The organism is Zoogloea sp., from assembly GCF_041904905.1.
GTDB lineage: Bacteria > Pseudomonadota > Gammaproteobacteria > Burkholderiales > Rhodocyclaceae > Zoogloea.
The window spans coordinates 1-23,772 of sequence record NZ_JAYRMI010000045.1 but is presented as its reverse complement, the minus strand read 5'-3'; the positions used below and the strand labels follow the sequence as shown (position 1 = coordinate 23,772).

Sequence of the window (23,772 nt, the reverse complement as noted above, 5' to 3'; positions counted from 1 at the left end):
GCACATCGCACGCCCGCCGCATGGCCTGCATCACCCGCAGAGGGCCCTCGGGCCGAAGCCCACCGGACGGCTGCCCCCGCGCGCCGGCCGGCAACAGTCGATCGCCCGGTTTCGGGTTTCAGGCGACGACACACATAAATCAACCCGAAGAGGAGATATTGAATGGCACTCACCGGCGTATTGCGCCCCGGGCACGTCTCGATCCGCGTGCTCGAACTGGAACCGGCCGTCAAGCATTACCGCGACGTGCTCGGTCTCATCGAAGTCGCCCGCGACGCCCAGAACCGCGTCTACCTGAAAGGGTGGGACGAGCAGGACCACAGCAGCGTCATCCTGCGCGAAGCCGACGAAGCCGGCATGGATTACATGGGCTGGAAGGTCGACTCCCCCGCCACCCTCAAGAAGCTCGCCGCCGACGTGGAGGCCTCCGGCCTCGCCACCGACTGCAGCTGGGTGCCCGCCGGCGAGCTGCTTGCCACCGGCGAACGCTTCCGCTTCACGGTGCCCACCGGCCACGCGATGGAGCTGTACGCCGAGAAGGAGACGGTCGGCAACAACTGCGGCACCGACGGCCCCAACATCAACCCCGACCCCTGGCCGGACGACCTGAAGGGCATCGCCCCGTCGCGCTTCGACCACTGCCTGCTGTACGGCGACGACCTGGACGGCACCGTCAAGCTGTTCATGGACGTGCTGGGCTTCGGCCTCGCCGAAAAGGTGGTGCTGTCCGACAACAAGGACTTCATGATCGGCGCCTTCCTGTCCTGCTCGAACAAGGCCCACGACGTGGCCTTCATCCGCCAGCCGGTAAAGGGCAAGTTCCACCACGCCTCCTTCGAGCTGCGCAGCTGGGAGCAGGTCCTGCGTGCCGGCGACATCCTGTCCCGCACCAAGACCTCCATCGACATCGGCCCCACCCGCCATGGCATCACCCGCGGCGAGACGATCTACTTCTTCGACCCGTCGGGCAACCGCAACGAAGTCTTCGCGGGCGGCTACATCTACTACCCGGACAAACCCACCATCACCTGGTACGACGAAGCCCTGGGGCCAGCGATCTTCTACCACGACCGCAAGTTGAACGAGGCCTTCCTGAGCGTGTTCACCTGACCGGAAACCCCCAACCGCGCACCGGCCTCCGCTGCGCGGTTTTTCCTTTCGGCCTGCCTCGAAAAAATATCGAGATTTCTAGAAAATATCGGAAAACTAGGCTATGCTAACAGGCGTGAATGCTTTCACGCCCCCCGGGCATCCGATGGACGAACAGCCGGTCGATGCGGAGCGCTGCAGCGGGCACGGCCGAGACACCACCAAAAGAAGAGAGTACGACATGAAAGAGATCAAGAACTTCATCAACGGTGAGTACGTCACCAACCTCAGCGGCAAGACCTACGAGAAGCGCAACCCGGTCGACAACTCCTTGATCGGCATGGTCTATGAAGCCGGCCAACCCGAGGTGGACGCCGCCGTCGCCGCCGCCAAGGCCGCCCTCAAGGGCCCCTGGGGCAAGCTCTCGGTGGTCGAGCGCTGCGCCATGCTCGACGCCATCGTCGCCGAGATCAACCACCGCTTCGACGACTTCCTGCAGGCCGAGATCGCCGACACCGGCAAGCCCGCCCACCTCGCCTCGCACATCGACATCCCCCGCGGCGCCGCCAACTTCAAGATCTTCACCGACACGATCAAGAACGTGTCCACCGAATCCTTCGAGATGCGCACCCCGGACGGCAAGACCGCCCGCTCCTACGGCGTGCGCACCCCGCGCGGCGTGATCGGCATCATCTGCCCGTGGAACCTGCCCCTGCTGCTGATGACCTGGAAGGCCGGCCCGGCGCTCGCCTGCGGCAACACCGTCGTCGTCAAGCCCTCCGAAGACACCCCCAGCACCGCCACCCTGCTGGGTGAAGTGATGAACAAGGTCGGCGTGCCCCCCGGCGTGTACAACGTGGTGAACGGCTACGGCGTGAACTCCGCCGGCTCCTTCCTCACCGCCCACCCGGACGTGAACGGCATCACCTTCACCGGCGAAACCCGCACCGGCACCGCCATCATGCAGGCCGCCGCCGTCGGCATCCGCCCGGTGTCGCTGGAGCTGGGCGGCAAGAACGCCGCCGTGGTGTTTGCCGATGCCGACTTCGACAACGCCGTCGCCACCGTCACCCGCTCCTGCTTCGAGAACGCCGGCCAAGTGTGCCTGGGCACCGAGCGCGTGTACGTCGAGCGCCCGATCTTCGACAAGTTCGTCGCCGCCCTGAAGGAAAAGGCCGAACAGATGAAGCCCGGCCGCCCCTTCGACCACGACACCAAGATCGGCCCGCTGGTCAGCAAGAAGCACCAGGCCAAGGTGCTGGGCATGTACGCCAAGGCCAAGGAAGAAGGCGCCAACATCGTCTTCGGCGGCGGCATCCCCGACATGCCGGACGACCTGAAGGACGGCTGCTGGGTTCAGCCGACCATCTGGACCGGCCTGCCCGAGACCGCCACCGTCGTCACCGAAGAAATCTTCGGGCCGTGCTGCCACATCAGCCCCTTCGACAGCGAAGACGAAGTGCTGAACAAGGTCAACGCCAACCGCTACGGCCTCGCCACCTCCATCCACACCCAGGACATCAGCCGCGCCATGCGCCTGGCCAACGCCATCGAAGTGGGCCTGTGCTGGGTGAACAGCTGGTTCCTGCGCGACCTGCGCACCCCGTTCGGCGGCTCCAAGCAGTCCGGCATCGGCCGTGAAGGCGGCCTGCACTCGCTGGAGTTCTACACCGAGTTGCGCAACGTGATGGTCAAGTACTGAGCCACCGGCGATGACCCAGAACCCCGAGATCGGCCGGCGCATCCGCACCGGTAGCTTCGAGACCAACGTCCATGACGTGGGCAGCGGCGCCCCGGTGCTGCTGATCCACGGCTCGGGCCCGGGCGTCTCCGCCTGGGCCAACTGGCGGCTGGTGATCCCCGCGCTGGCGAAGGCTCGCCGGGTGATCGCCCCGGACATGGTGGGCTTCGGCTACACCGACCGCCCGGCCGGCATCGAGTACGGCATGGACACCGGGGTGCAGCAGGCGCTGGACCTGCTCGACGCCCTCGGGCTCGAGCAGGTGGACCTGGTGGGCAACTCCTTCGGCGGCGCCCTGGCCATGGCCCTGGCGATCCGCGCGCCCCAGCGGGTGCGCCGGCTGGTGCTGATGGGTTCGGTGGGCGTGCCCTTCGAGATCACCGAAGGGCTCGACGCAGTGTGGGGCTACCAGCCCTCCTTCGAAGCCATGCGCAGCATCATGGACTACTTCGCCTGGAGCCGCGAACTCGTCTCCGACGAACTCGCCGAGCTGCGCTACCAGGCCAGCATCCGCCCGGGCTTCCAGGAATCCTTCGCGGCGATGTTCCCCGCCCCGCGCCAGCGCTGGGTGGACGCCATGACCAGCCGCGAGGCCGACATCCGCGCCCTGCCCCACGAGACGCTCATCGTCCACGGCCGCGAGGACAAGGTGATCCCGCTCTCCAACTCGCTCACCCTGGCCGACTGGATTCCCAACGCCCAGCTCCATGTGTTCGGCCACTGCGGTCACTGGACCCAGATCGAGCACAACGCCCGCTTCAACCGGCTCGTCGGCGATTTCCTCGCCGAAGCCGACCCGCAGATTTCCTGACATTCGAGGTAACCCACGATGGACAACTCCAAGATCGAACGCTACGGCGACGAGCTCTACAACGCCCTCGTCACCCGCACCCCGGTCGCGCCGCTCACCGACCGCGAAGCCGACATCACCATCGAAGACGCCTACCGCATCCAGCAGCGCATGATCGCCCGGCGCCTGGAGGCCACCGGCGAGACCATCATCGGCAAGAAGATCGGCGTCACCAGCAAGGTCGTGATGGACATGCTCAAGGTCAATCAGCCCGACTTCGGCATGCTCACTTCCGGCATGGTCTTCAACGAGGGCGAGGCCGTCGACACCGGCAAGATGATCGCCCCGCGCGCCGAAGCCGAAGTGGCCTTCATCCTCAAGTCCGACCTGACGGGCCCGGGCGTCACCGCCGCCGACGTGCTGCGCGCCACCGACTGCGTGGTGCCCTGCTTCGAGATCGTCGATTCGCGCATCCAGGACTGGAAGATCAAGATCCAGGACACCGTCGCCGACAACGCCTCGTGTGGCGTGCTCACCCTCGGCGGCCGCCGCAAGAGCCCCCGCGACATCGACCTGGCCCTGGCCGGCATGGTGCTCGAGAAGAACGGCGAAGTGATCAGCACCTCCACCGGCGCCGCCGTGCAGGGCTCCCCGGTCAACGCCGTGGCCTGGCTGGCCAACACCCTCGGCCGCCTGGGCATCGGCCTCAAGGCCGGCGAAGTGATCCTGTCCGGCTCCCAGTCCCCGCTCGTCCCGGTCAAGGCCGGCGACAGCCTGGTGTGCTCCGTCGGTGGCCTGGGCAGCACCTCGGTCCGCTTCATCTGATACTGAACAATAGAGAGACACCGCAATGAAACTCGACAACGCCACCATCCTGAAGCTCGCCGAGCACCTCGAAAACGCCGAACTGCAGGCCCACGACGTCACCAAGATCACCGACGACCACCCGGACATGGACTGGGACGACGCCTACGCCATCCAGGACGAGATCCGCCGCCGCAAGGAAGCCCGCGGCAACAAGGTCGCCGGCCTCAAGTGCGGCCTCACCTCCTTCGCCAAGATGAAGCAGATGGGCGTCGAGACCCCGGTGTTCGGCTTCGTCGCCGACTACATGTCCCGCCCGGACGGCGGCGAGATCAAGCACGCCGAGCTGATCCACCCGAAGGTCGAGGCCGAGATCTGCGTCGTCACCAAGGCCCCGCTGAAGGGCCCCGGCTGCCACGTGGGCGCGGTGATGGCCGCCGTGGATTTCGTGCTGCCGGCCGTCGAGATCATCGACTCCCGTTACCGTGACTTCAAGTTCGACCTGAAGAGCGTGATCGCCGACAACACCTCGTCGTCGCGCTTCGTGATCGGCGGCAACATGCGCAACCTCGACGAACTCGACCTGCGCACCCTGGGCGTGGTGCTCGAGATCAACGGCGAGATCAAGGCCATGGCGGCCGGCGCCGCCGTGCTGGGCCACCCGCTGGCTGCCGTCGCCATGCTGGCCAACCACCTGGGCGCCCGCGGCCAGGAGATTCCGGCCGGCACCTTCATCATGACCGGCGGCGTCACCGAAGCCATCGCCGTCAATCCGGGCGACAACGTGAACGTGCGCTTCCAGGATCTGGGCTCCGTCTCGATGCGCTTCGTGTAAGCGCCAACGGCGCGGCGGGCCTCCCCGCCGGCCGCGCCGGCATCCGACTCATCGACCGGTCCGCAGCGATCCGGCGACCGCCGCCACGGCCGTCGCCGGCTTCCGCACGCGAGCAGCAGGCAGGGCGCCGACCGGGAGGAGACACACAAGAGGACAAGAAAAATGTCATCCAAGCAAGACCTCGGCAACACCTTCACCCGGGAGACCGGCGAAATTCACCTGGGCGGCATCGACGCCATCGTCCGGCTCAGCCTGGACCAGATCCGCACCGACGCCCGGCGCGGCCTCAAGACCGGCATGTTCATCTCCGGCTATCGCGGCTCGCCCGTCGGCATGCTCGACGCCGCCCTCCTCAAGCAGCAGAAGCTGCTCGTCGAGAACAACATCAAGTTTGTGGACGGCCTGAACGAAGACCTCGCCGCCACCGCCGTCTGGGGCACCCAGATGATGCACACCGTCGGCAAGCAGAAGTTCGACGGCGTCACCGGCATGTGGTACGGCAAGGCCCCGGGCGTGGATCGCTCGGGCGACGCCCTCAAGCACGCCAACTACACCGGCATCGGCAGGAACGGCGGCGTCCTCGCCATCGCCGGCGACGACCCCAGCTGCAAGAGCTCGTCCCTGTGCTCGCAATCCGAGCCGATGCTCTTCCACGTGGGCATCCCGTCCCTCTACCCGGCCAACGTGCAGGAGATCCTCGACCTGGGCCTGCACGGCTACCAGATGTCGCGCCTGGCCGGCGTGTGGATGGGCATGAAGATCGTCACCAACGTGGCCGACGGCACCGGCACCGCCAACGTCGACCCGGCCCGCCTGAACTTCGTCACCCCTGATCTCACCTTCGACGGCAAGCCCTTCACGCCCAACATGAACCTGGGCATGAACGTGCGCGTCGAGGCGCTGGAGATGGAGCAGTCGCTCTACACCCGCCGCCTTGAAGTGGTGAAGCGCTACGCCCGCGCCAACAACCTGAACAACATCGTGATCCCCAACCCCGACGCGTGGCTCGGGATCATCACCGCCGGCAAGACCTACAACGACCTGATGCAGGCCTTCCTCGAGATGGGCCTGGACGACGCCGCGCTGCGCCGCTACGGCATCCGCGTGCTCAAGATGGGCATGCTGTTCCCGATGGAGCCGACCATCGTCCGCGAGTTCGCCGAGGGTCTCGAAGAGATCTTCGTGATCGAAGAGAAGCGCCCCTTCCTCGAGATGTTCGCCAAGCAGGTGCTGTACGGCCGTGCCAATGCGCCGCGCATCGTCGGCAAGTTCGACGAGGAAGAAAAGGAGCTGCTGCCCCACTACGGCGAGTTCGAATCCGACGTGATCGTGCGCGCGCTCCTCAAGCGCCTGTCGCGCAAGACGCGCATCGAATCCGCCGAAGCCTGGCTCAAGCGCCTCGACGAGATCCACGAACGCACCAAGCTCCCGACCACCGCCCGCACCGCCTGGTACTGCTCGGGCTGCCCCCACAACAGCTCCACCGTGGCGCCCGAAGGCAGCATCGTGTCGGCCGGCATCGGCTGCCACACCATGGCCATGTGGATGAACCGCAACGTGGTGATGGGCACCCACATGGGGGCCGAAGGCGCCCAGTGGATCGGCATGGCCCCCTTCACCGAGACCGGCCACATCTTCCAGAACATGGGCGACGGCACCTACGCCCACTCGGGCAGCCTGGCCATCCGCTACGCCGCCTCCACCGACATCAACATCACCTTCAAGCTGCTGGTCAATTCGCACACCTCGATGACCGGCGGCCAGGCCATCCAGGGCGCCAACCCGGTGCCCAACATGGTGTCGGACCTGCTCGCCAACGGCGTGCGCCGCATCATCGTGACCACCGACGAGCCGGGCAACTACTCGGGCATCTCGCTGGCCGGCCACACCGAAGTGTGGCACCGCGACCGCCTGGACGAAGCCCAGCGCGAACTCGCCGCCACCCCCGGCACCACCGTGCTGATCCACGACCAGGAGTGCGCCGCCGAGCTGCGCCGGGCCCGTAGCCGCGGCAAGGCCGAAGAGCCGGCCGAGGTGGTCGTCATCAACGAGCGCGTCTGCGAAGGCTGCGGCGACTGCGGCGAGAAATCCAACTGCATGAGCGTGGAGCCGGTGCAGACCGAGTTCGGCCGCAAGACGCGCATCCACCAGTCGTCGTGCAACAAGGATTTCTCCTGCGTGAAGGGCTTCTGCCCGTCCTTCCTCACCGTCACGCCCAACCCGGCGCCGGCCTCCGAGGGCAAGAAGAAGAAAAAAGGCCGCATCCCGGTGCTCGACCGCGCGCTGCCCGATCCGGTGAACAAGATCGACGACACCATCGGCGTGGGCATCCACGTGATGGGCATCGGCGGCACGGGCTCGGTCACCGTGGTGGCCACCCTCGCCAACGCCGCGCGGCTCGAAGGCAAGCACGTCATCGGCCTCGACCAGACCGGCCTCGCCCAGAAGGGCGGCGCGGTGATCTCCGACATCAAGATCACCTACAAGCCCTTCCAGGGCTCCAACAAGATCTCCGACGGGCGGGCCGACCTCTACCTGGGCTTCGACATCCTCAACGCCACCGATCCGAAGAACCTGGACAAGTGCGGCCCCAACCGCACCATCGCCATCGTCTCCACCACCCAGACGCCCACCGGCCAGATGGTCACCAACCGGCGCAATCCCTTCCCGGCCGTGGCCGCGCTGACCGCCGGCATCGACCGCGTCACCCGCAAGGACGACAACGTCTTCCTGGACGGTCAGGCGATGGCCGAGGGCCTCTTCGGCGATGCGATGGCCACCAACAACTTCATGGTCGGCGTGGCCTTCCAGGCCGGCACCATTCCGCTCAAGGCCGAATCCATCGAGCAGGCCATCAAGAACTCCGGCGTGGGGGTCGAGCAGAGCCTCGCCGCCTTCCGTTGGGGCCGCATGGCGGTGGTTGATCGCGCCTTCGTCGAAGCCGAGATCGACCGCCAGACCGGCGCCGGCGTGGTCGCCCTCAACCCGCAGCCGCAGCGCTCCGCCACCGCCCGGGCAATCGTCGATTCGGTGGGCGCCCAGGGCGAGGTGAAGCGCCTGCTCGAAGTGCGCGTACCCGAGCTGATCGCCTTCCAGGACGAAGCCTACGCCCGGCGCTACGCCGACGTCGTCAAGCGCGTGGTGGCCGCCGAGCAGCGCGTGCTGCCGGGCAGCGCGCTCTCCGAAGCCGCCGCCCGCCACCTCTACAAGCTGATGGCCTACAAGGACGAGTACGAAGTCGCCCGCCTGCACACCGATCCGGCCTTCCTGGCCCAGCTCGACGCGCAGTTCCCCCACGGCTACGAGGTCAAGTACAACCTCGCCCCGCCGCTGCTGGCCGACCGCGACCCCAAGACCGGCCACCTGCAGAAGAAGCAGTACGGCCCGTGGATGTTCAAGGCCTTCCAGCGCCTCGCCGGCCTCAAGAAGCTGCGCGGCGGCGCCCTCGACCTGTTCGGCAAGACCGAGGAACGCCGCACCGAGCGCGACCTGATCGACGAGTACATCAAGACTCTCGACGAGATCGTCACCAAGCTCTCGCCCGGCAACCACGCCGCGGCGGTGGCGCTTGCCAGCGTGCCGGACGAGATCCGCGGCTTCGGCCACGTGAAGGAGAAGAACCTCGCTGCGGCGCGCAAGCTCCACGCCGAGCGCCTCGACGCCTTCCGCGCGGCCCAGCCCGTGCGCCTCACCGCCTGACTCCGGCCCACGCCGGCAACTGCGGGCCCGCCACCGGAAACGGTGCCGGGCCCGCAGCCCATCCGCCCCCGCCGACGCCACCCCATGCGCATGGCGCCGACCGTGATTTCCGTTACAGCAGGATACATCTCACATGTTGCACGGCAGCAAATTACCCTCTATGATTTGAAACGTCTCCTCCACCCTCCTCCTTTGGTGTGGATTTAACCCGAGTGGCTACCCCCCGCCCTCGGGTTTTTTCTTTTCGTCGCCCGCCGGTGTATCCTCGACCCGATACGCATGCCCCGGCCCCCCATGGCGCACGTCCACATCTTCCTCTCCACCGTCAGCGCCGAGTTCCGCCGCTACCGCGACGCCCTGCACCATTCCCTCGACCGCCCCAACGTCACGGTCAAGGTGCAGGAGAACTTCATCCCCACCGGCACCGAAACCCTGGACATGCTCGACCAGTACATCCGCCAGTGCGACATGGTGATCCATCTGGTGGGCGACCTGACCGGCGCGATGGCCCAGGCGCCCTCCGTCGCCGCGATCCGCGCCAGCTACCCCGATTTCGCCGACACGCTGCCGGTGGCGGCCTTCCTCGCAGCCGGCGGCCCGCCCATGTCCTACACCCAATGGGAAGCCTGGCTGGCCCTCCACCACGGCAAGCGCCTCATCATCGCCGTGCCCGAACCGGGCGCCCTCCGCGACTCCGGCGATGCCTCCCCGCCCGAGGAGATCGCCGCCCAGCAGGCCCACCTCGCCCTGCTGGCCAGCGTCGAGCGCCACCCCGGCATCCGCTTCCGCAACCCCGACCACCTGGCCGCCGAAGTGTGGCGCTCGGGCCTGCTGGATCTCCTCATCGCTGCCGGGCTGATCACCCGACGGGTGCATCTGCCCCAGGCCAGTCTTGGCCCGCTGTTCATCGGGCGCGACGGCCTGCTCGACCAGCTCGCCGGCCTACTCGGCACCCCGCCTCAGGCCAAGGAAAGCCCCGCCACCTGCGTCGCCCTGTGGGGCCTGGGCGGCGTCGGCAAGACCCGGCTGGCGCTGGAATACGCCTGGCGCCGGGGCGGTGCCTACCACGCCCTGTTCCTGATCGGCGCCGACAGCCCCCAGGCCATCGACCGCAATCTGGCCGCCCTGTGCGGCCCCGCGCTGCTCGACCTGCCCGAAAAAGATCAACCCGACGAAAGCCGCCAGAAGGGCGCCGCCCTCGCCTGGCTCAACCATCACCCCGGCTGGCTGCTGATCCTCGACAACGCCGACGACGAAGCCGCCGCCCAAGCCGTCGAAGCCCTGTGCCCGCGCCTTTCCGGCGGCCACATCCTGATCGCCAGCCGCCTGCCCAACTGGAGCGCCGCGATCCAGCCCGTGGCGGTGGACGTCCTCGCCCCCGCCGCCGCGGCCGACTTCCTGCTCCGGCGCACCGCCGGCCGCCGCGCCGCGCAGCCCGACGACCCGGCCCACGCCGCCGTCCTCGCCCACGAACTGGGCCACCTCGCCCTGGCGCTGGAACAAGCCGGCGCCTACATCGCCAAACTACGCCAAAGCTTCGCCCAGTACCTCGACCAGTGGCGCAGCCGCCAAGCCGCGGTGCTCGGCTGGTACGACCCGCGCCTGATGCAATACCACGCCAGCGTCGCCATCACCTGGCAGACCAGCTTCGACCAGCTCACGCCCCCGGCCCGCCGGCTGCTGCAGCGCCTCGCCTGGCTCGCCCCGGACCCCATCCCCGTCACCCTGCTGGACGTGCCCATCCCCGGCGAGGACGCCGACCTGCGCGACGCCCTCACCGAGCTGGAAGCCCTGTCGCTGGCGAGCAGGTCCGACGACGGCACGGCCTTCGCCGTCCATCGCCTCGTCCAGGCCGTCACCCGCCACGGGCAGGCCGACGACACCGCGAAGCCCGCGCTGGGTGAAGTGCTGGGCTGGATCGACGACGCCTTTGTCGGCAAAGCTCAAGACGTACGCAGCTGGCCCGTCCTCGACCCCCTCGCCCCCCACGCCCAGGCCGTCGCCAGCCACGCGGCGGACAATCAGCTAGCCGGCCCCAGCGCCCGGCTGTTCAATCAGGCTGGCGTTTTGCTGTGGGGAAAGGCCCGCTACGCCGAAGCGGAACCGCTGATGCGCCGGGCTCTGGCAATCGATGAAGACAGCTTCGGCAAGAATCACCCCAAGGTCGCCACCTATCTCAACAACCTGGCCCTACTGCTGCATGACACCAACCGCGTCACCGAAGCCGAACCACTGATGCGTCGGGCGCTGGAGATCGATGAAGCCAGCTTCGGTGAGGATCACCCCGAGGTCGCGGCCGACATCAACAATCTGGCCCGACTGCTGCAGGATACCAACCGCCTCACCGAAGCCGAACCGCTGATGCGCCGGGCGCTGGAGATCGATGAAGCGCACTTCGGCAAGGATCACCCCGAAGTCGCCACCGACCTCAACAACCTGGCCCAATTGCTGAAAGCCACTAACCGCCTCACCGAAGCAGAACCGCTGATGCGCCGGGCACTGGAGATTGATGAAGCCAGCTTCAGGAAGGATCACCCCAACGTCGCCCGCGACCTCAACAACCTGGCCGGACTACTGCAAGCCACCAGCCACCTCGCCGAAGCCGAACCCCTGATGCGCCGCGCCCTGACGATCTTCCTCACGAGCCTCGGCCTCGACCACCCGAACAGCCAGCTCGTCGCCGACAACTACATCTCCCTCCTCCAAGATCTCGGCCACACCGACGCCGAAATCGCCGAATCCCTCCGCACCCTCCTCGACTGATCCACCCCGTCACACGCCCGTAACATCGCCCGGCCACGATTTCCGGCATGAGCGATAACAACAATAACAACATGGCTTATGACTCCCCTGCCGCCCGCGATCTGTGGCTGCGGCTTCAGCAGTGGTCGCCGGATCGACCCGGCGCCGCCCATCCCCTCTCGAAGCGCCTCCAGCTCGAAAACGGCTGGACGGCCGATTTCACCCGGCGGGCCATCGACGAATACCGGCGCTTTGCGTATCTGGCGATGGTGGCCGGGCACACCGTCACCCCGTCGGACGAGGTGGATCAGGTGTGGCACGCCCACCTGCAGTACAGCCGCGATTACTGGGACGACTTCTGCCCGCGGGTGCTCGGCCGGCCGCTGCACCACCAGCCCAGCGACGGCGGGCCGGAGGAGGCGGCGCGTTACAACCAGCTTTACCGGCACACCCTGGCGAGTTACGAGCGGGTCTTCGGCGAGGTGCCGCCCCAGGATCTGTGGCCGGCGCCGGCGGTGCGCTTCGGCGGACGCTTCCAGCGGGTCAACCTGCGCACCCACCGCGTGCTGCCCCACCTCGATCTGCCCGGCCGCCTGCGCCCGCTACTGGCCTGGGCCCGGAGTGCGGCGGTGGCGCTGGCGTCGGCGATGAGCCTCTCGGGCTGCGCGCGCTTCGTGGATTCATCCCTGCCCGGCAGCCCGGGGCCGGGCACCTTCCTGTTCGTGTATCTGCTGATGATCGTGGCCGGCGTGGCGCTGGCCGCGGGGCTGCGACGCGTCCTCACCGGCAGCGCCACGCCCGGCGACGCGCGCTTCCGCCGGCTCGATCTTTACGCCCTGGCCTACCTGACCGGCCGCCGACGACGGGTGCTGGAAACCGCCGCCAGCCGGCTGCACCAGCAGGGCTGCATCGCCTTCCCGGAGGGCAACCTACGCTGGGAAGCCATCCAGCCGCCACCTGCCGACGCCCACCCGATTGAGCTAGGTCTGTTCGCCAACGTGGCCTACGGCAAGACCATCCACGCCCGACGCCTGAGCCCCGACCTGAACGCGGCGATCGCCGACCTGCACCGAGCGCTCAAGGCCGAAGGGCTGATCCCCGGCCGCCTGCCCGGGCTGCTGGCCGCCCTCGGCGGCGCGGCGACCCTGGCCGGGGTGGCCGTGGCGGGCGGGCTGCGGTGGTGGCACGGGATGATCCAGGGCAAGCCGGTGCTCTTCGTCGCGCTGCTCACGCTGGCGGCGGGCGGGCTCGCGCTGTACCTGCTCAGGCCGCCCCGGCTCAGCGGCGCGGGCCGCCACGCGCTGCAACAGGCTCGGGTGCGGGTGCCACGAAACAAGCCCATCGGGCAGCTCGACCCGATGCTGATGAACGCGCTGGCCCTCTTCGGGCTGAGTGCGCTGGCCGACAACGCGCTGGCCGACCTGAAGGCCGCCCTGCAGCCGCCCAGCTCATCGTCCTCCGGCGGGGACGGGGGCGACGGTGGAGATGGCGGCTGCGGCGGTGGTTGTGGCGGCTGCGGCGGCTGACGCCCTCACCCCTCGCACAGCGCCCGGATGTCGGCCGGCACGCCCACCGCGCGGATCACCGGCGGATCGACCGACTCCCGCACCGCAAACACCCGCACCTCGCGCCCTTCGGCGAGCACCGTGTCGCCGCGCCGGGCGACGTGGCGCATCGTGAAGCTCTTGCCGCCCCAGCCTTCCACCCAGCTCTCGATCTCGATGTCCTCGCCGTAGGTGGCGGGGCTCCGGAAGCTCGCCTGGGCGTCCACCAGCGGCGTGCCGATGATGCCCGATTCGCGCTCGGTGTCGCGCCAGCCGGGCACGCCGCAGGCGGTGAAGAACTCGCGGCTGGCGGTGTCGAACCAGCGGAAGTAGTTGGAAAAATGCACGATCTGCGCCGGGTCGCAATCGACGAAAGCCACCCGCAGCCGATGGATGTGGCGTCGCGCCATTCCGTTCTCCTCAAAAAAAAGCGGCCGCCGGTTGCCCGGCGAGCCGCATCAACGAGCCGATACCACCACGGCGGCCTCAGCGGCCGCCGATCCGCTCGGAGAGACGCCCCCACTGGGGCTGAAAAAGGCCCGCGTCCATCAACTGCACGTCGCGCACGATAGGCGGGAAGGCCATGTGCGCCACCACGTCGCGCTCAATGTCGATGCCCGGCGCCACTTCCAGCAGCTCCACCCCTTCGGCGGTGAGCTGGAACACCGCCCGCTCGGTGACGTACAGCACCGTCTGACCGATGCTCGCCGCGTAGTGGCCGCTGAAGGTGATCTGCTCCACCTGCTCGATGAACTTGCGGCTCTTGCCTTCCTTCACGATCTTCAGCCGGCCGCCCTCCACGCCGATCTCCAGCCCGCCGGCGGTGAAGGTGCCGCAGAACACCACCTTCTTGGCGTTCTGGGTGATGTTGATGAAGCCGCCGCAGCCCACCGGGCGCCCGCTGAACTTGCTCACGTTCACATTGCCCTGGCCGTCGGTCTGGGCGAGGCCCAGGAAGGCCACGTCGATGCCGCCGCCGTCGTAGAAATCGAACTGGGCCGGCTGCTCCACCACCGCCTCGGCGTTGGAGGCGTGGCCGAAATCGAAGCCCGCCGCCGGCACGCCGCCGATGGGGCCGGTTTCCAGCGTGAGCGCCATCAGGTGCTCGATCTTCTCCTCCGCCGCCACCGAGGCCACGCCCTCCGGCATGCCGATGCCCAGGTTCACCACCGCGCCGGGCTTCAGCTCCATCGCCGCCCGGCGGGCGATGATCTTGCGCTCGTCCAGCGGCAGGGGCTGCATCGCCCGGGTGGGCACCTTGATGTCGCCGGCGTACACCGGGTTGAAGTAGGTGTTCATGGTCTGGAGGTGATACTCCGGCCGGCCGATCACGATGTAATCCACCAGAATGCCGGGGATCTTCACCTCCTTCGGGTGCAGGGTGCCGTTCTTGACGATGTGCTCCACCTGCACGATCACGATGCCGCCGCTGGCCCGCGCCGCCTGGGCGATGGACAGCGACTCCAGCAGCACACCCTCGCGGGCCATCGACACGTTGCCGTTCTCGTCGGCAAACGAGCCGCGCAGGAGCGCCACATCCACCTTGGGGTTGCGGTAGTACAGCCACTCCTCGCCATCCAGATGCACCACCTCCACCAGATCCTCGGTGGCGGACGCATTCACCTTGCCGCCCTCGATGCGCGGATCGACGAAGGTATCCAGGCCCACCTTGGTCAGAAAACCCGGCCGCCGCCCGGCGATCTGCTTGGGCAGCTGCACCAGCACGCCCTGGGGCAGGTTGTAGGCCTCGATCTTGTTTTCCATGATGAGGCGCATCAGCGCCGGCCCACCCACGCCGAAGTGCCCGCCGACGATGCGCTTGAGCAGGCCTTCGCGGGCAAAGTGATGCACGCCGCGATCCTTGCCGTTGCCCACCCCGGTGGCGTGGTAGAGGGTGATATCCCGCGGGTGGCCGGTGGCCTCGAAGGATTCGCGGATCGCCAGCACCGCCTCTTCGGCAAAGCCGGCGAGGCCCATGCCAGTGCAGTAAACCGTGGCGCCGTTCTTGACCAGATGCCCCACGTCGGAGGGCGCAATGATTCGTGCCATCGCCGCCCCCTTACTTGGCCGACAGGCGCACGGCGCCGTCGAGGCGGATCGCCTCGCCGTTGAGCATCGCGTTCTCGACGACGGAACGCACCAGCTGGGCAAACTCGTCCGGCCGGCCCAGGCGCGGCGGGAAGGGCGTCGCCTTGCCCAGGGAATCCTGCACGTCCTGGGGCAGCGCGGCCATCATCGGGGTGAGGAACAGCCCCGGCGCGATGGCATTCACGCGGATGCCCGAGCGAGCCAGCTCCCGGGCGATGGGCAGGGTCATGCCCACCACGCCGGCCTTGGACGCCGCGTAGGCCGCCTGGCCCACCTGGCCTTCAAACGCCGCCACCGAGGCGGTATTGACGATCACGCCCCGCTCGCCTTCGGCGTTGGGCGTGCCCGCCGCCATCGCCGCCGCCGCCAGCCGCACCATGTTGAAGGCGCCCACCAGGTTGATGTTCACCGTGCGGGCAAAGCTGTCGAGGGGATGCGGGCCGTCCTTGCCCAGCACCTTCCAGGCCGGGCCCACGCCGGCGCAGTTGATGAGGCCGTGGAGCGCGCCGAAGCGGCTCACCGCCAGCTCGACCGCCGCCTTGCCGTCGGCCTCGCTGGTGATGTCGGTCTTGATGAAGGCAACGCGCTCGCCAAGCTGGGCGGCGAGGCTCTCGCCCTTGTCGACGCCCACGTCGGCGATCACGACCTTCGCCCCGCCAGCGTGCAGGTTGCGGACGGTGGCTTTGCCGAGGCCCGAGGCGCCGCCGGTGACGATGAAAACGGAATCCTGAATGTGCATGTGCTTGTCTCCTTCCTTCGTCCGGCTTGGGGCCGGAGGTGTGATCTTGTTGTTGGGGCAATCGGTGTTGCCCGGTGCCTTGCTGTAGGTCATCGTTGGCCGGGGCCCCATTCCACGGCCGGGTTTGCACACCCGGCCGGCTGCGGCGGCGCGGAGCAGTGCTCCGCGAAACCCCGCCTCCGCCCCCGGCGGGCGACTTCCTTTCTTGTCTCGCCAAGAAAGGAAGCAAAGAAGGCGACCCGGCTTCACCGGTCGGCCTGCGGCCGACTGCCCTGCGCTGCTCGCAACAGGCGGCCGGCGCAGAACTCGCCCTTCGGGCTCAGACAGCTGCGCCGGAAGGGCCCGCCTGTTGCTGTGCGGATCAAAGGTTCAGACGGGCTTTTGACGAGCACCGAGCCTTTGCTGAACCGACGCAAGCGCATTGCGCTGGGGTCAATACGGGCTACGCCCGCTCCACCAGAATCGCCATGCCCTGACCGCCGCCGACGCAGGCGGAGGCGATACCGAACTGCTGGTCGTCCAGGTGCAGCTGGCGCGACACGGTGTGGGTCAGGCGCATGCCGGAGGCGCCCAGCGGGTGGCCGATGGCGATGGCGCCGCCGCGGGTGTTGGCGCGGTCGCGGTCGAGGCCCAGCTCGCGCTCGCAGCCCAGGTACTGGGCGCCGAAGGCTTCGTTGATCTCGACCCGCCCCACGTCACCCAGGCTGAGGCCGGCATTGGCGAGCACGGCGCGGATCGCCGGGGCGGGGCCGATGCCCATGATCTCGGGCGGCACACCGGCCGCCGCACCGCCGACGATGCGGGCCAGGGGCTTGAGGCCGTGGGCGCGCACGTAGGCGCCGGAGGCCACCAGCACCGCGGCGGCGCCATCGACGATGGCGGAGCTGTTGCCGCCGGTCTGCACGCCCTTGAAGGCGGGCTTGAGCTTTTGCAGGGTTTCAAGGGGGGTGGGTTTGACGTGCTCGTCGCGCTCGAACACCGTCTTGCGGTCGGCCAGCTTGAGGAAGCGGCTCTGGTAGCCGTCGAGGGCGAATTCGGCGTTGGTCACCGGCACCACCTCATCGGCAAAGTAGCCGCCATCCCACGCGGCGTTGGCGCGGGCGAAGGTCTGGGCGGCGTAGGCGTCCACCTCGTCGCGGGTGATGCCGTATTTCTGGGCCACGTTCTCGGCGGTGTTGCCCATGCCCTGGCGGGTGGCCGGGTCGGTGAAGGCTTCCCACAGGAAATCCTTGAACTCGACCTGCCCCATGCGGAAGCCGGCGCGGTGGGTGTAGGCCGCCACCGGGTTGCGCGACATGGATTCGGTGCCCACCGCCAGCACCACCTGGGCGCTGCCCAGGGCAATCTGGTTGGCAGCCTGCACGATGGTCTCGAAGCCGGTGCCGCAAATGCGGGTGGCGAGCATCGCCGGCGCGGTGGCCGGCACGCCGGCGTAAAGGCCGATGTGGCGCGGCAGGTAGTAGGCGTCGAAGCCCGCCTGGGCCATGTTGCCGGCCACCACCGACTGCACGTCGGCCGCCGGGATGCCGGCGCGCTCGAACAGCGCCCGGGCGGCAAAGATGCCCATGTCGATGGGGTTCACATCCCGCAGCACGCCGTTGTAGTCCGCGAACGGGGTGCGGGCACCGGCCACCAGCCAGATGTCGTCGTAGCGGGTGACCAGCGCGGCGGCGGCAAAGTCTTCGTAAGCCATGGCTTAGCCTTTCTTCCGGTTGAGGAATTCCTGCATGCGGCGGTTGGCTTCGTCGCTGCTCTGGGCGATGGCGGCCGCGAGGGATTCGGTGTAGAGGCCGTTGGCCATGGACATGTCGCCGATGTTGGCAACAGCGGTGATCGACGCCCAGTTGGAGAGCGGCGCGTTGGTGGCGATCTGGCGGGCGAGCAGCATCGCCTCGTCCAGCGCCTTGCCTTCTTCCACCAGGTAGTGCGACAGGCCGAGGCGATAGCCGTCTTCGGCGTTGTAGCGGCGGCCGGTGAGCATCATCTCGGTCATGCGATCCGGCCCGACGATCTTGGCCACCCGCACCGAGGCGCCGCCGCCCACGAAGATGCCGCGCTGGCCTTCGGGCAGCTGGTAGAAGGTGGTCTTGTCGGCCACGCGCACGTGGGTGCTGGTGGCAAGCTCGAGCCCGCCGCCCACCACCGCGCCGTGCAGCGCCGACACCACCGGCCGCCCGCCGAACTGGATCTTCTGAAAGACCCGGTGCCACCACTGGGAGTGCTGCAGCACTTCAAACGGCGAGCGGATCTGGTGCTCCGACAGGTCCAGCCCGGCCGAGAAGTGCGCGCCCTCGCCCGAGATCACCACCACCGTGGCGTCGGCGCCGAGGCTGTCGAAGCAGGCTTCCAGATCCTCCAGCAGGCCGTTGTTCACCGCGTTGCGCTTGGCCGGCCGGTTGAGCCGGATGTGGGCGATGCTGTCTTGGGTGGTGACCAGGATGTTTTCGTAGTTCATGCTCTTTTCCTTGTGGTGGCACGCGGGGGTGCTGTTCTCCCGGTTCGTGCGTGTTGTTCAGGCCGCCCCGGCCGGCAGGATCACGCTGTGGTCCGGCTCGTCGGCGTGCAGGCGCAGCACCAGGTCGGCGCGGCGCGTCAGCACGAGGCGCTGGTTGATGTAGCCCTTGTCGGTGATTTCCCCGGCGTCGATGGAGGGCGGTTCCACCAGCAACATCGCCCGCGCCGCCGAGCCCGCCGACCCGCCACCGTCCTTCTTGAGCCGCGCGAGGCCCCGGGCGACCATCGCGCGCACCGAGGGCTGGTGCAGCAGCTCTTCCACCGACGCATCGGCGGGCAGGTTGGCGGAGAGCTTTCGCAGCTCGGGGATGTTGGGGAAGATCAGGAAGCCGATCTCGTCCCGGTCGTGGCCGGTGACCACGATGTCCTGGGCCACCGGCACCAGGGCGTCGAGGCCCTTCATGCGCAGCGCGCCCACGTGCACCCAGGTGCCGGTGACGAGCTTGAAGTCCTCGCCCACGCGCCCGTCGAAGAGCAGGCCCTTCTGGGGCTTCAGCGAATCGACGAACTCCACCGCGTCGCCGATCTTGTAGAAGCCCTCCTCGTCGAAGGCGGCGGCGGACAGCTCGGGCAGCTTCCAGTAGCCGGGCATCACGTTGTGGCCGCGCACCCGCACCTCCATCTTGTCGGCGGAGGGCACCAGCTTGAGTTCGGTGCCGGGGATGGGGATGCCGATCACCCCCGAGCGTTCCGGCGCAAAGTGGCTGTCGGTGCACAGGGGCGCGGTCTCGGTCGAACCCCAGCCCGACACCAGCGGCACCTGGAAGCCCAGGGTCTCCAGCGACAGGCGGTTCAGCTCGTCGTACAAGTGCTGGGGCAACGCGGCGGCGGCGTAGAAGATCACCTGCAGGTTCTTGAAGAAGGCCCGGCGCAGGGGTTCGTCCTCGTGCAGCGCCGACACCAGCATGTCGAAGCCCCGCGGCACGTTGAGGTACACCGTGGGCGACACGTCGCGCAGGTTCTTCAGGCTGGTCTCGAAGAGCCCCGGCACCGGCTTGCCGGCGTCGAGGTACAGGGTGCCGCCGTTGCGCAGCACCATGTTGAAGTTGTGGTTGCTGCCGAAGGTGTGGCTCCAGGGCAGCCAGTCCACGATCACCGGCGGCTGGGCTTCGAGGAACGGCCAGATCTGCGCCTTGGCCTGCTGGTTGGAGCAGATCATGTGCTGGGTGTTGATGACCGCCTTGGGTGCCCCCACCGAGCCGGACGTGAACAGGAACTTGGCGATGGTGTCGCCGTTCACCTGGGCGTAGGCGGCATCCACCGCCGCGGCGTCGGTGCGTTCGAGCAGCCTGGAGAACGGCACCGCCCCCTCGCCTGCACCGCCGGCCGTGCCGGCCACCACCACCCCGTCGTGGAGCGGCGCGATGGCCGCCAGCGCCGGGGCGAAGCGGGCGTGGTGCTCCACGAAGATCACCCCCGGGGTGATGTGCTCGATGTTGCTCTTGAGCTTGGCAAAATCCTTCGACACCAGCGAGTAGGCCTGGGAGATCGCCGACACCGGCACGCCGATGTGCATCGCCGCCAGCATCAGGATGGCGTGCTCGACGCTGTTGTCGGAGAGCACCGCCACCGGCCGCTCCGCCGACAGCTTCTGCCCCAGCAGCCAGGTGGCCACGGCGCGCACGCGGGCCAGGGCCTCGGCGTAGCTCACCCACTGCCACGCGCCGTCGGCGCCGCGTTCGGCGAGGAAGGTGCGCTCGGGGGCTTCGGCCGCCCAGCGCTCCAGGTGCTCGCCCAGCCGGGCCGGCACCGGGCCGATGGCCAGCGGCGAGCGCAGGATGCGGCTGCCGTCGGGCCGGTGCTCCACCGTCACGGTGGCCGGCGCGAACAGCTGGCCGGGATCGCGAATGATTGTCGTCATCGTCCGCGCTCCTTACTTGCCGGAAATCATCTTCCACTCGCCGCCGGTCACCCGCACCAGCACCCGGGCGCGCTCGTCCAGGCCGAAGTGGTCGTTGGCGCTCATGTTGAACACGCCGTGGGCGCCGGCGATCTCGCGCTCGCTCTCGAGGGCGTCGCGCAGGCCCTTGCGGAAGGCGGGCGTGCCCGGCTTGCCGGCCTTCAGCGCGGCGGGCACGGCCTTCTCGATCAGCTTGTAGGCGTCGTAGGCGTAGGCGCCGAAGGACGACACGCTGCCCGGGCCGTACTTGGCCTCATACAGCTTGATGTATTCCAGCGCCGGCTTCTTGGAGGGGTGCGAATCGGGCAGCTGGGCCGCCACCGCCACCGGGCCGATGGGCAGGATGCCGCCTTCGACGGCCTTGCCGCCAACCTTCAGGAACTCCTTATTGGCCGCCGCGTGGGTCTGGTAGATCTGGCCCTTGTAGCCACGCTCGGCGAGCGTGGTGTGGGGCAGCGCGGCCGGCGTGCCGGAGCCGGCAATCATCACCGCGTCGGGCCTGGCGGCCACCAGCTTGAGCACCTGCCCGCTCACCGAGGTATCCACCCGGTTGTAGCGCTCCACCGCCACCAGCTTGATGCCGGCCGCTTCGGTGGCGGCGGTGATCTGCTTGAGCCAGTCTTCGCCGTAGGGGTCGTTGAAGCCGATGAAGCCCAGGGTCTTCACCCCGGATTCGCGCATGTGGCCCACCAGCGCCTTGGCCATCAGCGAGTTGTGCTGGGGCGCGCGGAACACCCAGGTGTTCTTGGCGGCGGGCAGGTCCACCGGGCACATGGCCACCTGCGGGGTGGCGGTCTCGTTGGCCACTTCGGCGATCGCCGCGCAGGCCGGGGTGCTGGAGGAGCCCACCAGCACGTCCACCTTGTCTTCGGTCACCAGCTTGCGGGCGTTCTTGGTGGCCTGGCCGGGGTCGGTGGCGTCGTCGAGCACGATGTAGTTGATCTTCTCGCCGGCGATGCTGGTCGGCAGGATCGCGAAGGTGTTCTTCTCGGGGATGCCGAGGGACGCCGCCGGGCCGGTGGCCGAGACGGACACGCCGATGTTGATGTCCGCCTGGGCAACGCCGGCAGCGGCAATCAGGACGAGGGCGGGCAGGGCAGTGTGCTTTTTCATGGTGTCTCCTCCGTGGGATTTGCTCCCGTTTCTTGTATCAGATATGAGATTTTGAACCGCACGCAAAATATACTTTACAATACTCGCGGATTGCAAGAGATCGTATGTGATATTTCGGAGGAGACCATGAACCACTACCACGCCCCCCTGCGCGAGATGCGCTTCGTCATTCATGAACTGGTCGGCAGCGGCCCCATCTGCGCCCTGCCGGCCTACGCCGACTGCGACGCCGGGCTGATCGACGCGGTGCTGGAAGAGGCCGCCCGCTTTGCCGGCGAGGTGCTGTCGCCCCTCAACCCGGTGGGCGACCGGGAAGGCGCCCGCTGGCTGGCCGGCGCCGACGGCAAGGGCGAAGTGCGCACCGCCGCCGGCTTTGCCGACGCCTACCGGCAGTTCGCCGAAGGCGGCTGGATGGCCCTGCCCTGCCCGCCCGAGTTCGGCGGCCAGGGCCTGCCGCGCCTGCTGGCGGTGGCGGTGAGCGAGATGTGGAAGTCGGCCAACCTGTCCTTCTCCCACGTGGTCACCCTCACCCACGGCGCCATCGAGGCGCTGACCATCGCCGGCTCCGACGCCATGAAGGCCAGCTGGCTGCCGAAGCTCGTCTCCGGCGAATGGACCGGCACCATGAACATCACCGAGCCCCAGGCCGGCTCGGACCTCGCCGCCATCGCCTGCCGCGCCGTGCCCCAGCCCGAAGGCAGCTACCGCCTCAGCGGCCAGAAGATCTTCATCACCTACGGCGACCACGACATGGCCGCCAACATCGTGCACCTGGTGCTGGCCCGCACGCCCGACGCCCCGCCGGGGGTCAAGGGCCTGTCGCTGTTCATCGTGCCCAAGTTCATCCTGGGCGCCGACGGCCAGCCCGGCGCGCGCAACGACGTGTACTGCACGTCCATCGAGCACAAGCTGGGCGTGCACGGCAGCCCCACCACCACCCTGGTGCACGGCGACCACGGCGGCTCCACCGGCTACCTGATCGGCGAGCTGGGCCGCGGGCTGGAGATCATGTTCGTGATGATGAATTCGGCGCGGCTGTCGGTGGGCACCGAAGGCCTGGGCGTTGCCCAGCGGGCCTGGCAGCTGGCGTCGGAATACGCGAAGGAGCGCGTGCAGGGCACCGACGTCACCCAGAAGGGCGGCAAGCCGGTGGCCATCGTGCGCCACCCCGACGTGCGCCGGATGCTGATGACGCAGCGCGCCCACACCGAGGCGATCCGCGCCCTGGCCTACAGCGTGGCCGCGCTGCAGGACATCGCCCACCAGTCGGACGACCCCGACGCCCGCGCCGCCGCCCACCGCCGGGTGGAGCTGCTCACCCCGGTGCTCAAGGGCTGGAGCACCGAGAGCGCGGTGGCGCTCACCTCGCTGGCGATCCAGGTTTTCGGCGGCATGGGTTTCGTGGAGGAGACCGGCATCGCCCAATACCTGCGCGACGCCCGCATCACCCCCATCTACGAGGGCACCACCGCAATCCAGGCGGCGGACCTGGCCGGGCGCAAGCTCGCCCGCGACGGCGGCGAGACCCTGGCCGGGCTGGTGGCCGAGATGCGCGCCGACGGCGCGGCGCTGGCCGCCACCGGCGACGCCCGGCTCGCCGCCATCGCCGCCCGTCTCAGCGCCGGCCTCGACGACCTCGACGCCGCCGCCCGGACGCTGATCGACCGGATGCGCGCCGCCCCCGCCGCCGGCCTCGCGGTGGCCGAACCCTTCCTGCGCCTCGCCGGCACGGTGATCGGCGGCGGGCTGATGGCGAAGGCCGCGAAGGTGGCCCACGACGCCATCGCCGCCGGCAGCAGCGACCCGTTCTACCGCGAGAAGCTCGTCGCCGCCAGCTTCTACGCCAGCCACCTCCTGCCCTGCAGCGCCGGCCTGCGGATCACCGTGGAGTCGGACAACAGCCCGCTGCTGGCGCTGCCGGACGACGCCTTCTGACACCGGCCGGGCGGTCGGGCAGGGCCGGTTACACCGCGCCCGCCCGGCGCCCCGCGCCGCCCCCCCCCGCCGCCCCGCCCCGGGCCGGCTTGTCAATCTGACACCAGCACCTGCCACTCTGGCAGGCCACCCCGCCCCCTCCGCCCGCCCGAAGCGTGGAAACCCGCGCCGGCAGCGCGATTCGCCCAGGCGGATTTCACAGGCATAAAAGCTGCTTTATCGCCGCGCCGGACGCCCCG

15 protein-coding genes and 1 pseudogene are annotated in these 23,772 nt (G+C 68.6%); 9 read left to right on the top strand and 7 right to left on the bottom strand.

Features of this window, described 5'->3' with window-relative positions; all coding sequences use genetic code 11:
* The first annotated feature begins 162 nt into the window (after positions 1 to 162).
* The 8 genes and pseudogenes from ACE3N6_RS12865 (at position 163) to ACE3N6_RS12830 (ending at position 13,226) form a co-directional block, all read left to right on the top strand.
* Entirely contained in the window at positions 163 to 1,110 is a 948-nt protein-coding gene (locus ACE3N6_RS12865) for a catechol 2,3-dioxygenase (RefSeq protein ID WP_374246176.1), read from the top strand.
* Positions 1,111 to 1,330: 220 nt separating this feature from the next.
* Positions 1,331 to 2,791, top strand: coding sequence for a 2-hydroxymuconic semialdehyde dehydrogenase (locus tag ACE3N6_RS12860; RefSeq protein ID WP_374246175.1), 1,461 nt, complete (start codon positions 1,331 to 1,333; stop codon positions 2,789 to 2,791).
* A gap of 10 nt (positions 2,792 to 2,801) precedes the next feature.
* The gene (locus tag ACE3N6_RS12855; protein ID WP_374246174.1) at positions 2,802 to 3,641 is read left to right on the top strand and encodes an alpha/beta fold hydrolase; all 840 of its coding nucleotides are present in this window, start codon (positions 2,802 to 2,804) and stop codon (positions 3,639 to 3,641) included.
* 18 nt (positions 3,642 to 3,659) lie between these two features.
* A complete protein-coding gene (dmpE, locus tag ACE3N6_RS12850; RefSeq protein ID WP_374246173.1) occupies positions 3,660 to 4,445 on the top strand; it encodes a 2-oxopent-4-enoate hydratase in 786 nt (261 codons plus the stop codon).
* 25 nt (positions 4,446 to 4,470) lie between these two features.
* A complete protein-coding gene (dmpH, locus tag ACE3N6_RS12845; protein ID WP_374246172.1) occupies positions 4,471 to 5,259 on the top strand; it encodes a 2-oxo-3-hexenedioate decarboxylase in 789 nt (262 codons plus the stop codon).
* 159 nt (positions 5,260 to 5,418) lie between these two features.
* Positions 5,419 to 8,958 (top strand): annotated as a pseudogene (locus ACE3N6_RS12840) (indolepyruvate ferredoxin oxidoreductase family protein); the annotation flags it as partial.
* A 294-nt stretch (positions 8,959 to 9,252) separates the two neighbouring features.
* Positions 9,253 to 11,721, top strand: a complete 2,469-nt coding sequence (locus ACE3N6_RS12835; protein WP_374246171.1) for a tetratricopeptide repeat protein — start codon at positions 9,253 to 9,255, stop codon at positions 11,719 to 11,721.
* Positions 11,722 to 11,768: 47 nt separating this feature from the next.
* Positions 11,769 to 13,226 (top strand): TIGR04222 domain-containing membrane protein, encoded by a 1,458-nt coding sequence (locus ACE3N6_RS12830; RefSeq protein ID WP_374246170.1) that lies wholly within the window; start codon positions 11,769 to 11,771, stop codon positions 13,224 to 13,226.
* A 5-nt stretch (positions 13,227 to 13,231) separates the two neighbouring features.
* On the opposite strand, the gene ACE3N6_RS12825 is transcribed toward ACE3N6_RS12830, so the two are convergent.
* From ACE3N6_RS12825 to ACE3N6_RS12795, 7 genes are all read right to left on the bottom strand, one after another.
* Positions 13,232 to 13,654 carry an acyl-CoA thioesterase gene (locus ACE3N6_RS12825; RefSeq protein WP_374246169.1) on the bottom strand — a complete coding sequence of 141 codons (423 nt, stop codon included), beginning with the start codon at positions 13,652 to 13,654 and terminating at the stop codon, positions 13,232 to 13,234.
* A gap of 76 nt (positions 13,655 to 13,730) precedes the next feature.
* Positions 13,731 to 15,293 carry an acyl CoA:acetate/3-ketoacid CoA transferase gene (locus ACE3N6_RS12820; RefSeq protein WP_374246168.1) on the bottom strand — a complete coding sequence of 521 codons (1,563 nt, stop codon included), beginning with the start codon at positions 15,291 to 15,293 and terminating at the stop codon, positions 13,731 to 13,733.
* A 10-nt stretch (positions 15,294 to 15,303) separates the two neighbouring features.
* Positions 15,304 to 16,071, bottom strand: coding sequence for a 3-hydroxyacyl-CoA dehydrogenase (locus ACE3N6_RS12815; protein WP_374246167.1), 768 nt, complete (start codon positions 16,069 to 16,071; stop codon positions 15,304 to 15,306).
* Between the two features lie 442 nt (positions 16,072 to 16,513).
* Entirely contained in the window at positions 16,514 to 17,764 is a 1,251-nt protein-coding gene (locus ACE3N6_RS12810; protein ID WP_374246166.1) for a thiolase family protein, read from the bottom strand.
* 3 nt (positions 17,765 to 17,767) lie between these two features.
* Positions 17,768 to 18,526, bottom strand: a complete 759-nt coding sequence (locus tag ACE3N6_RS12805) for a crotonase/enoyl-CoA hydratase family protein (RefSeq protein ID WP_374246165.1) — start codon at positions 18,524 to 18,526, stop codon at positions 17,768 to 17,770.
* 57 nt (positions 18,527 to 18,583) lie between these two features.
* Positions 18,584 to 20,446 carry a feruloyl-CoA synthase gene (locus ACE3N6_RS12800; protein ID WP_374246164.1) on the bottom strand — a complete coding sequence of 621 codons (1,863 nt, stop codon included), beginning with the start codon at positions 20,444 to 20,446 and terminating at the stop codon, positions 18,584 to 18,586.
* A 12-nt stretch (positions 20,447 to 20,458) separates the two neighbouring features.
* Positions 20,459 to 21,598, bottom strand: coding sequence for an ABC transporter substrate-binding protein (locus ACE3N6_RS12795; RefSeq protein WP_374246163.1), 1,140 nt, complete (start codon positions 21,596 to 21,598; stop codon positions 20,459 to 20,461).
* A gap of 126 nt (positions 21,599 to 21,724) precedes the next feature.
* On the opposite strand from ACE3N6_RS12795, the gene ACE3N6_RS12790 reads away from it, so the two are divergent.
* Positions 21,725 to 23,533 (top strand): acyl-CoA dehydrogenase, encoded by a 1,809-nt coding sequence (locus tag ACE3N6_RS12790; RefSeq protein ID WP_374246162.1) that lies wholly within the window; start codon positions 21,725 to 21,727, stop codon positions 23,531 to 23,533.
* The last annotated feature ends 239 nt before the right edge of the window (positions 23,534 to 23,772 follow it).

Coding starts and splice junctions, on each gene's coding strand:
- ACE3N6_RS12865 (WP_374246176.1), top strand. CDS start 163: ATGGCACTCACCGGCGTATTGCGCCCCGGGCACGTCTCGATCCGCGTG.
- ACE3N6_RS12860 (WP_374246175.1), top strand. CDS start 1,331: ATGAAAGAGATCAAGAACTTCATCAACGGTGAGTACGTCACCAACCTC.
- ACE3N6_RS12855 (WP_374246174.1), top strand. CDS start 2,802: ATGACCCAGAACCCCGAGATCGGCCGGCGCATCCGCACCGGTAGCTTC.
- dmpE (WP_374246173.1), top strand. CDS start 3,660: ATGGACAACTCCAAGATCGAACGCTACGGCGACGAGCTCTACAACGCC.
- dmpH (WP_374246172.1), top strand. CDS start 4,471: ATGAAACTCGACAACGCCACCATCCTGAAGCTCGCCGAGCACCTCGAA.
- ACE3N6_RS12835 (WP_374246171.1), top strand. CDS start 9,253: ATGGCGCACGTCCACATCTTCCTCTCCACCGTCAGCGCCGAGTTCCGC.
- ACE3N6_RS12830 (WP_374246170.1), top strand. CDS start 11,769: ATGAGCGATAACAACAATAACAACATGGCTTATGACTCCCCTGCCGCC.
- ACE3N6_RS12825 (WP_374246169.1), bottom strand. CDS start 13,654: ATGGCGCGACGCCACATCCATCGGCTGCGGGTGGCTTTCGTCGATTGC.
- ACE3N6_RS12820 (WP_374246168.1), bottom strand. CDS start 15,293: ATGGCACGAATCATTGCGCCCTCCGACGTGGGGCATCTGGTCAAGAAC.
- ACE3N6_RS12815 (WP_374246167.1), bottom strand. CDS start 16,071: ATGCACATTCAGGATTCCGTTTTCATCGTCACCGGCGGCGCCTCGGGC.
- ACE3N6_RS12810 (WP_374246166.1), bottom strand. CDS start 17,764: ATGGCTTACGAAGACTTTGCCGCCGCCGCGCTGGTCACCCGCTACGAC.
- ACE3N6_RS12805 (WP_374246165.1), bottom strand. CDS start 18,526: ATGAACTACGAAAACATCCTGGTCACCACCCAAGACAGCATCGCCCAC.
- ACE3N6_RS12800 (WP_374246164.1), bottom strand. CDS start 20,446: ATGACGACAATCATTCGCGATCCCGGCCAGCTGTTCGCGCCGGCCACC.
- ACE3N6_RS12795 (WP_374246163.1), bottom strand. CDS start 21,598: ATGAAAAAGCACACTGCCCTGCCCGCCCTCGTCCTGATTGCCGCTGCC.
- ACE3N6_RS12790 (WP_374246162.1), top strand. CDS start 21,725: ATGAACCACTACCACGCCCCCCTGCGCGAGATGCGCTTCGTCATTCAT.